This window comes from Butyricimonas sp., assembly GCF_019423355.1.
In the GTDB taxonomy this organism is placed as follows: Bacteria; Bacteroidota; Bacteroidia; order Bacteroidales; family Marinifilaceae; genus Butyricimonas; species Butyricimonas faecihominis.
Genome location: NZ_JAHZBP010000010.1, coordinates 80,527 through 96,295 on the forward strand (window position 1 = coordinate 80,527; position 15,769 = coordinate 96,295).

At 42.7% G+C, this 15,769-nt stretch carries 12 protein-coding genes; 7 read left to right on the top strand and 5 right to left on the bottom strand.

The features are described 5' to 3' along the window. Positions 1 to 7 precede the first annotated feature (7 nt). From QVC79_RS13710 to QVC79_RS13730, 5 genes are all read left to right on the top strand, one after another. Positions 8 to 1,567 (top strand): RagB/SusD family nutrient uptake outer membrane protein, encoded by a 1,560-nt coding sequence (locus QVC79_RS13710; protein ID WP_270592551.1) that lies wholly within the window; start codon positions 8 to 10, stop codon positions 1,565 to 1,567. A gap of 12 nt (positions 1,568 to 1,579) precedes the next feature. Then, the gene (locus QVC79_RS13715) at positions 1,580 to 2,335 is read left to right on the top strand and encodes a DUF4843 domain-containing protein (RefSeq protein WP_270592553.1); all 756 of its coding nucleotides are present in this window, start codon (positions 1,580 to 1,582) and stop codon (positions 2,333 to 2,335) included. 17 nt (positions 2,336 to 2,352) lie between these two features. Continuing rightward, positions 2,353 to 3,882, top strand: a complete 1,530-nt coding sequence (locus tag QVC79_RS13720; RefSeq protein WP_270592554.1) for a PKD-like domain-containing protein — start codon at positions 2,353 to 2,355, stop codon at positions 3,880 to 3,882. 80 nt (positions 3,883 to 3,962) lie between these two features. After that, on the top strand, positions 3,963 to 4,511 hold the full coding sequence (locus tag QVC79_RS13725) for a TlpA family protein disulfide reductase (RefSeq protein WP_270592555.1): 549 nt from the start codon (positions 3,963 to 3,965) through the stop codon (positions 4,509 to 4,511). A gap of 29 nt (positions 4,512 to 4,540) precedes the next feature. Next, positions 4,541 to 6,034, top strand: coding sequence for a hypothetical protein (locus tag QVC79_RS13730; RefSeq protein WP_270592556.1), 1,494 nt, complete (start codon positions 4,541 to 4,543; stop codon positions 6,032 to 6,034). 45 nt (positions 6,035 to 6,079) lie between these two features. Here the strand turns inward: QVC79_RS13730 and QVC79_RS13735 are convergent, their stop codons facing one another. Genes QVC79_RS13735 through QVC79_RS13750 form a run of 4 tightly spaced genes read right to left on the bottom strand, consistent with a single transcriptional unit; the run spans position 6,080 to position 11,092 of the window. After that, on the bottom strand, positions 6,080 to 7,342 hold the full coding sequence (locus QVC79_RS13735; RefSeq protein WP_270592557.1) for an MFS transporter: 1,263 nt from the start codon (positions 7,340 to 7,342) through the stop codon (positions 6,080 to 6,082). Then, positions 7,332 to 8,738: a SpoIID/LytB domain-containing protein gene (locus tag QVC79_RS13740; protein WP_270593382.1), complete on the bottom strand. Its 1,407-nt coding sequence runs from the start codon at positions 8,736 to 8,738 to the stop codon at positions 7,332 to 7,334. The genes QVC79_RS13735 and QVC79_RS13740 overlap by 11 nt, the downstream gene beginning before the upstream one ends. 2 nt (positions 8,739 to 8,740) lie before the next feature. Further along, complete coding sequence (locus tag QVC79_RS13745; protein WP_270592558.1) at positions 8,741 to 9,673, bottom strand: DUF4922 domain-containing protein; 933 nt, start codon at positions 9,671 to 9,673, stop codon at positions 8,741 to 8,743. A 21-nt stretch (positions 9,674 to 9,694) separates the two neighbouring features. Continuing rightward, positions 9,695 to 11,092 (bottom strand): glycosyltransferase family 2 protein, encoded by a 1,398-nt coding sequence (locus QVC79_RS13750; RefSeq protein ID WP_270592559.1) that lies wholly within the window; start codon positions 11,090 to 11,092, stop codon positions 9,695 to 9,697. Positions 11,093 to 11,202: 110 nt separating this feature from the next. On the opposite strand from QVC79_RS13750, the gene QVC79_RS13755 reads away from it, so the two are divergent. After that, a complete protein-coding gene (locus QVC79_RS13755; protein WP_270592560.1) occupies positions 11,203 to 13,503 on the top strand; it encodes a sensor histidine kinase in 2,301 nt (766 codons plus the stop codon). 246 nt (positions 13,504 to 13,749) lie between these two features. On the opposite strand, the gene QVC79_RS13760 is transcribed toward QVC79_RS13755, so the two are convergent. Next, entirely contained in the window at positions 13,750 to 15,030 is a 1,281-nt protein-coding gene (locus QVC79_RS13760; protein ID WP_164719985.1) for a M64 family metallopeptidase, read from the bottom strand. A 92-nt stretch (positions 15,031 to 15,122) separates the two neighbouring features. Here QVC79_RS13760 and QVC79_RS13765 point away from each other — a divergent pair, with 92 nt between their 5' ends. Beyond that, positions 15,123 to 15,689, top strand: coding sequence for an RNA polymerase sigma-70 factor (locus tag QVC79_RS13765; protein ID WP_270592561.1), 567 nt, complete (start codon positions 15,123 to 15,125; stop codon positions 15,687 to 15,689). Positions 15,690 to 15,769 lie beyond the last annotated feature (80 nt).

The following is a 15,769-nucleotide window of genomic DNA, read 5'->3' on the forward strand; positions in this document are numbered from 1 at the left end:
AAAATATATGAGAAAGTATATTGGATTTTTAATCGTCGTGTTCAGTTTCTCCGCATGTGAGAATTTTCTGGATGTGAAACCGGAAGGTGAGTTTTTGGGTGATATTTTGTTTGAAACTTCCGAGGGGTGTGAAGATGCTTTATATGGGGTTTATGCCAATTTAGGCAGTACGTCATTGTACGGGAAAACATTATCTTATTATTTACCGGACATATTAGCTTCTTATTATATTGCGGAAGGAACTTCTAATACCAGCTATATGTATCAATGGTCGCATTATAATTATACTGGGGAAGATTCCGATCGTTCAGTGTTTGATGAGGTCTGGACAAGAATGTATGAGAATATCAGCTATGTGAATAGTGTTCTCTTCAATCTGGAGGGCAAGGAAAATAGTTTCCGTTATTATAATTTTTACAAAGGTGAAGCGCTGGCCTTAAGGGCATTCATGCATTTCGAGTTATGTTGTTATTTCGCACCTGCCTATCGGGAGGAAACGTTGGAGCAACCGGCTATCCCTTATTGCGAGACGTATGAACCGTTGGTTTATCCTTTTCGGACCGTAAAGGACATTTACCAGAAGGTGATAACAGATTTGCATAAAGCCGAAGAGTTGTTGAAGGATGAAAATAAGTTCCTCAACCCACTGTCCGGACATGCAGTCCGGGAGAATACCCCGGGAGTGGATGCTTTTATGACGGAACGGCAATTCCATTTGAATTTGTACGCGGTGCAGGGATTATTGGCCCGGGTTTATTGGATGAAGAACGATTTGGATAGTGCCATGATTTATGCTGATAAAGTGATTAGTTCTCAAAAGTTCGCATTAACCGAAAGAGTGTATCTGTATAACGACTATGCTTCCCGGATATCCGTTAATGAAGCCTTGTGGGGCGTGTGCGGCCAAAGTGGATGGGAAGACCAGTTAGATGAAAAATTCAATAATCCTTCGGATAATCTTTTGGATGGAGGATTGTTGCCATTAAATGGCTTTATATTGATGTCTAGTCGTCCAGAAGGTTTGATGCCTGCAAGTTGGGGATATGCCCAAATCTATGAAGTTCCGGATTATAACGGACAACAGGATTATCGTCTGAATTGGTTCCAGTATTATGATGCAAATGGAAAGTATAGGCATTTTTATAAAGTATGTGATAGAACAGATACCTACAGAGGGCAAAAAGGAGTGAACATGATTCGTTTGCCTGAAATGTACCTGATCATGGCAGAAGGTTTATTGAAGAAAGAACAACTTACGGAAGCCCGGGAATATTTTGATAAATACACGGAGACTCGTGGATTTGTTTATCGGGAGGAGGATGCAGAATTTAACATGGATTTGATCAATAAAGAGTATCGGAAAGAATTTATGGGAGAGGGAAGGATGTGGTTGAACATGAAGCGTCAGAATTTGACTCTAAATAGTTGTTTCCAATATAACCTAACCATTCCTGGCTCAGATGAAGTATATGTGTGGCCTATCCCGGAGGATGAGTTCGAGTACAGGGAAGGTGGAAAAGAAGGGGTGTACCACCCGGAAAATATAGAAGATGCTCAAACCAATTAATATTACGGAGTTATGAATAGGATGAAATTAATTTTTGTATTAAGTATGATGGGTTTGATCGTGGGATGTCATACAAATGATTATCTGGCTTACGAGGAACCTAAAGCGGGAATATATATTGCTTGGTTAGGGGGTGACGTGTTCGAGTCAACGTTAGAGTTTTACTCCTGGGAGTCTAGCGAAACAAAACAAGACAAGATAAGACTTGATATTATGGGGTTTACGGCTGATGTTGATCGAGAGATTTCGTTAGAACTCGTGGATTCTTTAACAACAGCTATTGAAGGTCAGGATTATGTGTTGGAAAAGGTTATTATGCCAGCCAAAACAGAATTTGTTGATGCAGCGGTGATTCGGTGGAATCGTCGTCCGGATGGAGATGATGGCCGGCCGGACACGCTTACCGTGGGCTTACGTCTCGTGGAAAATGAATATTTTAAACCGGTGACGTTAGGTAGTAGGATCATGAAACTTACTTATCTGAAGACCGACATGCAAGCTCCTTATTGGTGGATTGAAGAAGCTTTAGGACCGTGGTCGAAAGGGTTAATGTTCAAATTTTTGGAGCAATATAACCAATTAGAGGAGACGAATCCTGAGATTTACCAGTCTATTCATAAATATGTGGGGGATAATTTTAGTGATACTTATTATTGGCCGTGGTCGGTGGATTATTTAGTGATTAAATATGTTGTAGCTCCCTTGTATAATTATTATCAGGAACATCCGGAACCTGGAGTTGTGGATATTCCGAAGCCAAAATATTAATGATAAAAACATGGATTATGACAAAGAGATTATTTGAAATATTGAGTATATTGATTTTGTGGACTTTGTTTTATGCCTGTATCGATGATAAAACGAGTGGTTTTAAAACAGATGGTTCACCGATCACGATAACGGTTCAGGACACCGTGTTTGACGTGGAATTGGGATCGGCCGTGATGATCTCCCCGGATGTAAGTCAGGTTGAGACAGACTTGCCTTTGACATACGAATGGCGTGCCATTGCTGTAGATGGAGGAACAGGAGCTGACTCCTTGCGTTTTATCAGTACGGAAAAAGAATTGAATTACAAGTTTGATCGGTCGGGGATTTTTGAAATCCGTTTGCGTGTAGAGAATAAATATGGAAGTGAATTCCAGTCTTTTATCGTGAATGTGTTGGCCCCTTTTGAAGTCGGAATACTCGTGTTGAGTAATGATGATCAGGATAATGGAAGACTATCGTTCTTACGCGCCAAGAATGAAAACGAGGTTTTGGATAAAACGGAATCGAATTTCAATCTGAATGCTTTTTTCTTGAATTCGGATATTAAATTGCGAGGAGTACGTGATGCCGCATTCGTTGTCGTGGATAATAATTACCGTAATCTACATTCTCAATTGGTTATTCTATCGGAAACGGACGGGATGTTGTATTTTACAGAATCTACCAGTTTGTTGGTTGAATACGCGGCAGACGTAACCTCTTTTCTTCCCGGGTTAAAGCCAACGACTCTTTGTAGCACCGCAGAAGGTGTATGGAAGTCTTTGTTTTTTGGAACCAAGGATGCACAAGGGAATCCCGGAGATCTATACATTATGAATACAGTTGAACATTTTGTTTTTCCTGATCTGGATTATTTTCCGGGAGATGCTACCTATGATAAGTTAGTGAGTAAGTTTGATACGGAGGATAAGTATAGATGGACTACGATATGTTGTATTGATAATACTCACAAGTTGTTGCATCTTATGAATAAATATCAAGCTTTCGATTTATCGGCTTTCATGCAAGGTCGGACGGTGATAAATGCCGGATTTTATGATGAAAATAGTAATGGTGAAATGTATCGGGTTGTTCTAGTTATGAAAGATGATGCAGCTCCGAATCAGATTTCCATCTACAGATCCAAAAATAGGTTCCTTTCTGAAAAGGAGCCATTTGATGGTGCACCTTATGTCTATACTGATAATGATATTACACTCACGTCTGATTGTAATTTGGTTTCCAGTGACAAGTATCAGTACTTTTTTTATAATAATGAGCATGAAATTTACCGATGGACTCCTTACCTGACGAGTGAGCCAAAGTTGCCGAGCAAGCCGATTATTACCTTGCCGGATGCGGATGATGTCATTACTTGTATGACGGTTAGTCCGGAGGGACAATATTTGTATGTGTGCGTGTATAATAAAAATGCAAAGACAGATTTGAAAGGTAAATTACTTGTCTTTGATATTGATAAAATGGAGTTAAAGAAGACGTTTGAAGGCATTTCAGATCGGGCCGTGAAGGTTATGTGGAAAGAAGCGAGATTTTTTCATAGATAATGCACTTTGAGGTGGTTCAAAATGGATCATCTATTTTGAACCACTATTTTATTATAAATATTATTAATTAATTATTGACTATGAGATTGTTCAGAGTATGTTTAATCATTGTATTTGCGCTGAGTACGTTAACCGTATTGGCTGATGGTACCTCGAAAAAGAGGAAAGTATTGGAAAAACCTTACACGGGGGAGGCGCGTTTGCGACCGGGAGAGCCTTCCGTTGATTTTTGTTTTTCTGATATAAACGGGAAACCCGTATCCTTAAAGAGTTTGAAAGGAAAATACGTGTATATAGATATGTGGGCAACTTGGTGTTCCCCTTGTAGGGCGGAAATTCCTTTTTTAAAGAAATTGGAGAAGACGATGAAGGGGAAAAAGATCGTGTTCGTGAGTTTATCTACTGATCAGAATAAGGCTGTTTGGGAGAAGTTTGTAAAGGAAAATGATATGGATGGTATTCAGTTATTCGCGGGAGATAAGGGGAAGGAAATGATGAGTTTTTACGTGGTTGAGTCGATACCTCGTTTTATTTTACTGGATAAAAAAGGGCGGATCGTTGATGCTTTTATGACTCGTCCTTCCAATGAGAAGACAAAAGAAACATTGATGAAATTGAAGGGTATTTGAAATGGAAATTGATAAATAACGTACGTGAAATGAAAGTATTTTTGATAAAGATTGGGTTGGTATGTCTTTTTTGCATGGCATTTTTCTCCGGAGTTTTCTCTCAGACGAATACATCCGAGTATGTAGTTTTGGTACAAGAAGGAACGCTGGCAGATGTTTCGTGGAAAAAAGTTGTGGATAAATTGGTGGAAAAACATCAGGCTATGATCGTGACTTATCATCAGATGACATCTGACGGGTTACCTCGTTTGCGAGAGATAAAGCCCCGTTACGTGGCGGTCGTGGAGAAACCGGAGAATGTTAGCCGGGATTTTGTAGTAGATTTGAATCGGATGAGCCGGGAAGTAGATGAGGATATTTATGTTGATTTTCTTTGGGGGATTATCACGGGAATAGATGCCGATGCGGCTTTACGTTTGGTGGAGAGAGCCGAGACTTCTAAAGTACTCAGTAGTGCTTGGGGTATAGGTGATTTAGGGGGACTGAAAGATGGAAAATATTTTGAACGGATGGGATTGCTAAACGAGAGTGTCGTGAATGGTCATAGAGATCAAGAGTGGGTTGAAAAACATAGTTTAGTGGAGGCAAAGGATCAGCCGGATCTTTTATCCCAAGCTATTTACTGGGGTGAGAATAATAATCCGGATATTGTGATATGGGAATCACAATCGTTTTCGGAACTGGATAGGATGCTTTTACAAAGAGGGAATAAGCCAGAAGCCTATGTGACATCTCGTGACGGAAAGTTGTGGTGGGGGAAACATGAATTGAGATTGCAACCTAATCCTCGTGTATGTTTGTTTGCCATGCCTTACGGGAATTCTTGGGGCAGGAAAGAGGGGCTTCCAATGACTTGGTTGGATTGTGAAAATGTCGGAGCGTTGGTTTCCGGGATGGATTATTCAAATTATGATAAAGGTATGTTAGGAACATTGCAATTCTGGTTGACTGGTGCCGGACGTTTTTCTCTGGCGGAGGCTCAATTTCTGAATCAGCAGGATTTGACATATCGATTGAATCAATGGGACGCTTCGTTACTCAAGAAACGTTTTACTTATAGTGAAAGATGGGAAAGAAGTGTTCTTACTTTCTCTTTGGGAGAACAGGAGGCAAAAAACGCATTCCTGCATGGGAATTCTTCTGCTTTGGTGGCCTATTATTACATGTATGAACGTGATGTGATGGTGTATTACGGAGACCCGGCTTGGGAGGTAACGTTAAAAGATCAACAGGGAGATCGGCCATATCGTATTTCTTGTAAAATGAAAGGTAAAAAGTGTATTGTCACGATTGAAACGACAAGTACGTTTAGTTGGGAACGTTTACATGGAGATTTTCAGCAATATGTAAATCAGGTAAGTCTGCCAATAAGTTATTTCTTTCCGAAACGATTGAAGAATCCTCGTTTGGCAGAGAAACAGGATTACGAGTTGAACGTGGTGGTGGATGAGGATTTTCTGTTTGTTTATGACGCTTATTTTAAGCCGAATAAAAAGTATAAAATAGTGTTGGATATGGATTAGTAATGTGTTGTGTTTGCTTGAAAGTCGTTCGTTTTCGAACGGCTTTCATATTCTAATATATTTCACAGCAATAAAGCTAGGGATGGTACAAAGCATGATCCAGAGAAAGAAGTGTTGGTAGCCGATCAGTTCTTGGATATAGCCGGAGATCATGCCGGGGAGCATCATGCCGAGGGCCATGAATCCGGTGCAGATGGCGTAATGGGCAGTTTGCTGCGGACCTTTGCTGAAGAGCATCATGAAGTAGGTGAGGGCCGTGAAACCGAACCCGTAACCGAATTGTTCGATGGCGACGGCGGAGGAGATTAGCCAGATGTTGGAAGGGTGGACGAATGCCAGATAAACGTACACGATATTGGGCAGGTTCATGGCGGCGGTCATCCACCAGATCCAGTGTTTTAGGCCATTCTTGGCCATGAAGATGCCGCCTAGGATTCCGCCTATCGTGAGGGCGATAAGGCCAACGACGCCATAGATGGTGCCGACTTGCATGGTGTTTAGTCCCAAGCCACCGACTTCGGGATTGTCCAGTAAGAAAGGGGAGGCGATTTTTACAAGTTGTGATTCTGCAAAACGGAAGAGCAGAATAAAGGCCAAGGCTGCAATAATTCCTTTCTTTTGGAAGAAGGTAATAAAGGTTTGGAAAAAGGCATTCAGCGGGTTACCGTTTTTCACGGGAATATCATTTTCCGGTTTGGGGAGGATGAATTGGTGGTAGAGGAAGAGAAGTACGAATAAGATTGCTAATAGATAGAAGGTGACGGACCATGCCCTAGGAACGGCAATCTCTTCCGGGAGCGTGGAGGAATAGGTCTTTTCAAGCCAACCGGCAAACATGACAATCAATCCTTGTCCGGTGAGCATGGCGAGGCGGTAAGCCGTGTTACGAATACCGACGAAGAAGGCTTGTTTCTTGGTGTCGAGTCCCAGCATGTAGAACCCGTCTGCCGCGATGTCGTGGGTGGCAGAACTGAAAGCTAATAACCACATGAATGCTAACGAGTAGCGGAAGGCATGAGGCCCGGGAAGAGTCAGTGCTATTCCGGCTAATCCTCCACCGATCACTAATTGCATGGTGATCACCCACCAGCGTTTGGTCTTCACTATGTCTACCAGCGGGCTCCATAGGGGTTTAATCACCCAGGGTAAATAAAGCCAGCTCGTGTAAAGGGCTATGTCCGTGTTGTTTATGCCCAAGCGTTTGAACATGATAACGGCAAGTGTCATGACAACGACATAGGGTAGACCTTGTGCGAAATATAGAGTGGGGATCCAGGACCAAGGGGATTTAGTGATTTTAGATTTCATGATTTATGATTTCATTTTCAATTTTCAATTCTCCATTTTCAATTGTTTGTAGTTTCGTGTTCGGGAAATAGTGCGAGAGGATTTGCTTGTAATCATAGCCATTGGCACTCATGACGGCAGCTCCGATTTGGCAGAGACCGACTCCGTGTCCCCATCCCGCACCTTTCAAGGTGAAACGGGTAATAGCTCCGGAGGTATCTTTCTCTGTTTCCACGATGAAGGCCGAGCTATACAGGTGGGATTGGGAGAAAGCTTTGCGAATGACAAGTTCTTTCCCGATAATCATGTCTCGTTTTGAACCTTGGATGCGGAGACGGGTGATGCGCCCGGAGACACCTCTTTCCACAGGCTCTATGGATTGGATTTCCCCGAAGTCGATCCCGATACGGGAGGTTATTAATGCAGATAGTTCCGGGGGAGTGTAGGATACTTGCCAGCGGAAAAAGTCCTGAGTTTCCTGATCATAGTCATTGAGAACGTTGGACAGGATGGCCTTGTCCCGGGTATTGCAGAATACATTCGGGGTGGAGAGAATCCATTTTCGGGCATTCTCTTCTTGGGATAAGTCGGGAGTTGAAGACTGGGTATCGCTATCAATCACTTTTGTAAGATAGGGATGATTCACGGGTTCCCAGGTGTTTTCAAAATACTCGGTTACTCCCCCGCAGCACTTGGAGAACCGGGCATCGCAAATATCTCCGCCATACACAAGGACCTCCCCTCGGGTGGCCTCGATGGCTTGTTGGACAAATGGCGTGTAGGCTTTGCTAATACCTTGGTAGCGTTGACAATGATCGTCCGCACACACGTCGAAATGCTCGTGGTCTTCCCGGTCATACCACCGGATATATTGTTGTTCATCCTGTATGCAGGACTGGTAAGTGTCGGTTAGTTTCTCGCTCTTTATTTTTTGTGCGATCAGCCAACTGCGGGAAATGACCGCGTGGGCTTTCAGGAGTTCCAAAGATGAGGTGGCACTCATTTCGGAAGAGATCACGCTTAGTAAATAATCTTCTAGGGGTAATATGTTGATTGCTGTCAGATGTTTCCCCTCGTCCATGATTTTCAATGTACCTTTGAACTTCTGGTCTTCCGTGCGTTGCCAGTGGAAATTGATCCCGATCATGACATTTAACAGATCGAAGTTTGTCGTTTCATCGTTCTCCGGTGTAAGGGTGAAGTGATCCGGTACGATCTGTGTTCCTGAAGATGAATGTAGAATCAAGTTCTTCCCTTCTTTGGAAATGGTATATTCTCCGGAATATTTTTGATCCTTGTTCCAGTAGGTTCCGTTCAAACGGAAGGTGATGGCAGGAGCGAAAAGGATGCCAATGGAAAGAGTGATCGCCTGCGGCGAATTACAAGTTGATCGATTACAAGTTACAGGTTCTTTCATCTTCATAAATCGTAAATCATAAATCGTAAATTCTCAAACTGTTCGTCGGTAAGGGTTAACTGGGAAAAAAGTTCTTCCAGCAAGGGGGCGTCCAGACGGTTGAAATCTTTTTCCCGGGGTGAGATGATCAGACCGGCAAAGTCTACACAGCCGGGACTGAACAGTATGTTTTCATCTCCTTCCGCGAAGAATTGCCACGGGCGGTGTTGACGACGGGGAAACATGACTACCCACCATTCGTTGTTTTCGTACCAGGCAAAGAGGTTCATCATGGGTTCCGGGTCGTTCGGGGTGATTTGGCCCACGAGTGACACTAATTGCTTGAAAATATTCATTAATTGCTCTCGGTTGTTTGAATGAAGTATGATATTCTTGCGGAGGTAGTGATGAATACTTTCGATTGTGGTTTCCCGTGATTCGGCAACCCACAAGATTTCTTTCGGGCAGGAGTTTACATCGGTTTCTAGGGGCATGATGTGACGAGCTGCCAGTTGGAAATGAAAATGATCCGGGGCGGAGGCTCCGCTACGGGGACCATTATAAAAGATCGTGTACTCCGGATAAGTTTGTGCAATGGCCAGCATATCTTGGAAATGTCCCTTGATGAGTTGGGGTATGTGTTGCTTGGCCGGAACCGTGTAATGGCGGTCGAATATGGGATAAGGGTTGATCCGTATATCCAGTGTGGGGTTATAATCGAAACTAGCTTGTTCCGGCGGAATGTTTTCTTTACACAAGAAACAGGCTCTTGCCTTGATTGATTGCTCGTCTATTTTAGCCACGGCCGATTGAATCCGGTCCGGGTTGTGTTGGATGCGAATCTGGAACCCATCGAAATCAATCGTACGATAAATGACATTCCGCAAGCGTTCGTAATTATTCCGGGCCAAGGGCCAGGAGGCTAGTTGTGATTTCGTAAATTCGTCGAAAAACATGATAAGGAATTAATTTTTGATTTAAGATTTTTCTTCATTCTCCATTTTCAATTCTCCATTTTCAATTCTCTGTTGCCTTGCCAATATTTCAATCATACGTATTTTATCTTTATAGTAATTATTCGCGTTTATACGTTGGATGTTCAAGTCCGCGTCGGAATTACCTTCCCAGCGACGACATAAATATAGCGGTTCATAAATACGTTCGATCTGGTATTCACGGGAGATTGCGAGTGCCGTGGCATAATCCTCCCCGTAACTGACGTTCGGGATTCTGATTTGCCGGAGTAATGGCGTGTAAAATGCTCGGGGCGCCCCCAGCCCATTGATACGTAAGGCGTTGTTACGCCCATTGTCCGGAGTCCATTCCTTGTGGTCAATGATGCCGGGAGGTATTTCTTCCAGCTTGAAATTAACCATCTTGTAACTACCGATAATCATGGCACATTGATGTTTGTGGAACGTGTCGACAATGCGTTGGAGTATGTGTCGATTGATGTACAAATCATCACTATCCAACTGGATGGCGAATCGTCCGCAATGTTCGCTCATGATGGCATGTGTCCAGCATCCCCCGATGCCGAGGTCGGTGCGAGGGGGAATGATGTGGATTATTTGCGAGTGCTTTTGGGCCATTTTTTTAACAATAGCGGTCGTGTCGTCGGTGGAATGATTGTCGATAACGAGAATATTATACTTGAAATTGGTCTGTTGTGAAAAGACGGATCGTATCGCTTCAGCGATGGTCTTTTCCCGGTTGCGGACGGGAATAATAACCGAGACTTCAGTTTCAAAATGCTCGTCTTGGAACGGGACGGTTTTGAATGCAGGAGGCAAGTAGGCGCCTATGGCCTTCAAGTGAGCCGTGAAAGCCTGTTCCATTTCAATTTGTACTTCCCGGTTACGAGGGTTCACGTAATCAAATTGCTTTTCACCGGAACGTCGGGAATCGTGTTCCTTTTCCGAGTACAGGAATTCGGGAATCCGGAAAATCAATCCTTCCCGGGAAAGACGCAGGCGCAGATCGTAGAGTGCGGCAAAATTGTACTCCGTGTCCATTTCGCTGATCACTTTTTTTAAAACGTCTGTTCTGAATAAAAGTATCGATCCGAAATCAAAATCATCCCTGACGCTCCCCAATTGATAGTCAATAGTCGGGTGTGCCGTTTGCGAACCATCTTGTTCCGTGTAATAATCCGAATAAAGCATGACGGCTCCTGTGGCTTGTGCTACCTGAAGAAAACGTTTTTGTGCGTGTTCTCCTAATCGTGGAGTCGGGTATTTCGTGTAGAAAAAGACATAAGGTGAATCTATCGTGGTAACGATTTCCCGTAACGTGGCCGTTTGTTCAAAATGCACGTAGGTGTCTGTTTGTTCGTCCCTTTTTAGCCGGGAAATGATACAAAAAATAATAGACATAAATTACAAATTTAAGGTTTAAGCCAAAGATATATCTTTTTGTAGAAAGTGTATGAATTTTGGCGTATTTTAAGTGAAAATAAATATCTTTGCGAAGTTACAAATAGAAGATGTTGGAGTTTTTTATAAAGCTATATAGGAATCTTAGGTACACGGGGGTGTTATTTGTTTTGTTGTTCGTCTCTTGGACAACAAAAGGAGGAACCGGTGAGCCCGATTCTCGGATATTAATTATCAGTTCCTACAACCCGGAAACTTCCCAAACTGCTAGGAATATATCGGATTTTATAGAAGAGTATGGCCTACTTGGCGGAAAATTTTCGATTGACATAGAGAATATGAATTGTAAAAGTTTTTCCGAGGCTTGTATGTGGGAGGGGCGGATGAAAGAAATATTGGATAAAAATATCGAAAAGGGTTTACCGAAACTCATTATTCTATTAGGGCAGGAGGCATGGACGGCTTATTGGTCTCAGGATTCACTGGTTACTCGGGATGTCCCGATCATGGGAGGGATGGTGAGTCGGAATGCTGTCTTGTTACCGGAGGAGGGTACCGATTTGGAGAACTGGGAGGCGGAGAGCGTGGACGTGATGAGTGACAACATTCGGGAATTGGAGGTTTTCGGGTTTGCTTACGAGTATGACGTGATAGCGAATCTTCGGTTAATTTTGGATTTTTATTCGGGAACTAAGCATATCGCTTTTATCACGGATAATAGTTACGGGGGAGTCTCTCTGCAGGCTTTGGTGAAGAAGAAGATGAAGGAGAAATTCCCGGAGCTGGATTTGATTCTTTTGGATGGCCGGAAACATACGATTTATTCGATCAGTGATGCTATTGCCCGGTTACCGGAGAAAACGGTTATCTTGTTGGGGACGTGGCGAGTAGATAAAAATGATGGTTATTTTATGCGGAATGCCACGTATTCGATGATGATGGCGAATCCTAAAATTCCGGCTTTCACGATTACTTCTATCGGGATGGGGCATTGGGCTGTCGGGGGATGTGTACCGCAATACCGGACTGTCGGAAAAGATATGGCCAAACAAGCTTTGGCGTTAGAGAGGCAACATGATTCGACCGTGCTGGCGGGTATGCAGATCATTCCGAACGAGTATTGTTTTGATTATGCCAAGTTATGTTCAGAGGGATTCTTGAATAAAGCGGAGGTCAAGAATGCTGTTCTTTACAACAAGAAGTTGTCCTATTTCGAGGAATATAAATACCAGATTATAGGGGTGTTTTCGGCTTTTTTAGTTTTATTGTTCGGTTTTTTCCTAGCCTTATATTTCTATTTTAGAACCAAACGTTTTAAAGATGCCTTGTGGCAGGCCCAAAAAGATAATATCTTAATACTGAATAATGTTAACTCCGGGATCAAGTTTATTCATCCGGATTTCACGATAAAATGGCATAACGGGATTGATTATGATGTCGATCCGGAAAAAATTAAAAGTTCCAAGGGCCAAGTTTGTTATAAAGTTTTGAGAGGACTGGATGAACCTTGTTCTTTCTGTCCGGCGGTAGTGGCTATGAAAACGGGAAAAGTGGCTGATGTTGTTGTGAAACATGGGAATTATTACGTGTATATGTTGGCGAATCCTGTTTTTGATGATGATAATAATTTGTTGGGTGTCGTGGTGCGTATGGAGGATATGACCAAGCAAAAGCAGGCGGAGCTGGAGTTACGGAAGGCAAAGGAAAAGGCAGAGGAGTCTGATCGGTTGAAGTCTGCATTTTTGGCTAACATGAGTCACGAGATTCGTACCCCGTTGAATGCTATCGTGGGATTTTCCGGGGTTCTGACTTCGGATGATTGTGATGCGGAAAGCCGTCATGAGTACGTGGCTATCATCCAAAAAAATTCAGATTTATTACTTCGCTTGATCAATGATATTTTGGATATATCCCGCTTGGAGACGGGACGATTGAAGTTGTCTTACGAGGAGGTTGAGATCGTTTCTTTGTGCCAGAGCGTGTTGGCGACAACTAGTTACGGGAAACGGGATGTGGTGGAGTACGTGTTCCAAACACCCTGTGAAGAATTTATACTGGAGACGGACGTGCAACGTTTGCAACAGATATTGATTAATTTGTTGTCGAATGCCAATAAGTTCACGGAACAGGGGAGTATCACGCTGGGAATCGAGATTAATGAAGAGCAGGATTGTGTTTATTTTAGCGTGACCGATACGGGACGGGGAATTCCGGAGGATAAACAGAAGAAGGTGTTCGAACGTTTCGAGAAACTGGATGAATACGTGCAGGGTACCGGTTTGGGATTGGCCATATGTAAGTTGACGATCACGATGATGGGCGGAGACATTTGGGTGGATGGGGATTATAAAGAGGGGGCCCGTTTTGTGGTTCGCCACCCGTTGCACTTGGAACCGCTTTCTGAAGAATAATTCGCTTTATAATAGTACTTTTCTAGTTGTTCAATTGTCTTTTATTTGATGTAGTTAGTGGAATTAATAAAAGACAGATGAAACAGATTTTTTTCTTTACAGATAGTGTTTCAAAAAGTGTGTAAATCCCAATTTTTGAGACACTAACAAAAAATGACTTTTGGGACAGCCCCTTATGAGAAAATCGTACCTTCTGTGGTACAATTTATACTGAAAAACGTACCTTCAACAGTACGTTTTTCTTATTTATCGGGTATAGAAATCGATTTGTTTCTTGATAGCCCGGATGCAAACGGGGCAGAAGTCATTACCGGATAGGGTGTTCATCAAACAGTCATAACGAGGACGGTAAACGCCCTTGGACACGTAACCACCTCCTTCATAGGCCCCGAGTTTCTTGGGATTTTGGGGATCGTAGGTAGTGGGAACGGGAGTATCTTTATCAAGCATATCTTTCCATTTCTTGTTAAAGTTTGTCAGTGTGGTAAGATTAGCCTCCCAAGGTTCCACGTTGGTCGGGTACATATCATTATAACTGCTACCGACTTCCACGTATTCGTCTCCAAGACCGAGAAACAAGTGGCCGAACTCGTGAACATAAACCTTGGCTGCATGGAGGTTGCCGGATATGCTGATGCCGTAATGGTTATAGATGGCTCCACCGCCATATTTTTGCGTGTTGGCAATAATGTAGATGAAGTCGTAGGGGACATTAGCGGATAAATCCCGTAAACTTTTATTGTCGTAGGTCATGATGTAACGTTCGGAATCGAAAGTGTAAAAGGAAGAATTCAGGATGGTATTCTTCCAGATGTATTCACCGGGAATATCGACACCGGATTCTTGTGAAGGGGCAAGAACTGCCCGGATGTTAAATAGACCTTGATTTTCTTTGTAGGGAGAAAGGCTGAACAGACCTTCCGCGAAAAGTTTGCAATCGGCTTTAAATTTGTCCATTTCATCTGCCGTGTAACCTTCGGGGAGCAGGACGATATCCACCCGGCGTGACGGGTTTCCAGTGTAATGCACGTCATAAGTCGGGTACTGCATCCGGCGATCCTTTTTGATAAAATAGCTATCAACATCCACCGTGTATTCAAATTTCTTTACGAATTTACCTTTCTTGTTCCGGGCGGATATTTCAATGCGTACGTCATTTTTCGGGAAAGGCATGACTACAGTTTCTGAACAGCAACGTTGAGTTGTTTTCGCTTCATCGGTGGTTTGCCATTCCCAGAAAAGAGTGCAATATCCCCGGGAATAGATGAGTTGGTTGGAGGCCACGTCGTACACGTTGAGATAATAATTCCCGTAGAACATGGTATCGATGAGGTTGGTCTTCGAACCACCCCAGTAAGGTTCTTCCAATAATTCCTCGAAATAAATTTCGTCGTGCTGGCTATTCCCGCAATGGGCGTAATCCATACGTAAAGTCTTGTTGTGAAAGTATTTGTCGAATTGTGCCCAGGATAGATTTGCTTGTAGCAATAATATCATGCAGGGCAAGAGTGCTATGATTCGTTTCATAAATCTGTTTTATTATGTGTTTATCTTTGTGCAAAGATAGTTTTTTACTATTTTTATACACGAATAAATCTGTATAATAATCCTTAGGGAAAATGGTTCAAGATGAGTTATTAATAGAGCAGTTGAATCAAAAGCAGGTGGGAGCTTTTAAAATATTGTTTGACCGATTTTATCGTTATCTCGTGCTATATGCCATGAAATGGGTAGAGAGACAAGAGATTGCGGAGGATGTCGTGCAGGACTTATTCGTGCAGGTGTGGGAACGGGATACGATTTACAGTTCTTACTATGGTTTTAAGAATTTCTTGTATAACTCGGTGAAGAATGCCTCGTTGGATTATTTGAAACACAAGGAAGTGGAGGGAAAGTATGTGCGTTACACGCTTCGGACATCAGAGGCGGGCGAAATGCCTGAATTGGAGGTTATGAAAGATGAGGTGTATCGCCGTTTATATCAGGTATTGGATGAACTACCCAAACGGTGCCAGGAAGTGTTTAAACATCATTTGGAAGGAAAAAAGAATAGCGAAATTGCGGAAATCCTTCAAATATCCGAATTAACCGTGAAGACTCAAAAACGGAATGCTATTGTTTATTTGCGAAAAAGATTGGGTGGTGTATATGTGTTATATGCCTTGTTTAAAGTGGGTTTCATGTGATTGGAAAATATTTTCTAAAAAAAGTCGATTTTTTATACTCCTTTTTTTTGCTCTTGTCGTCTTTGGTGTAAAATAACAAG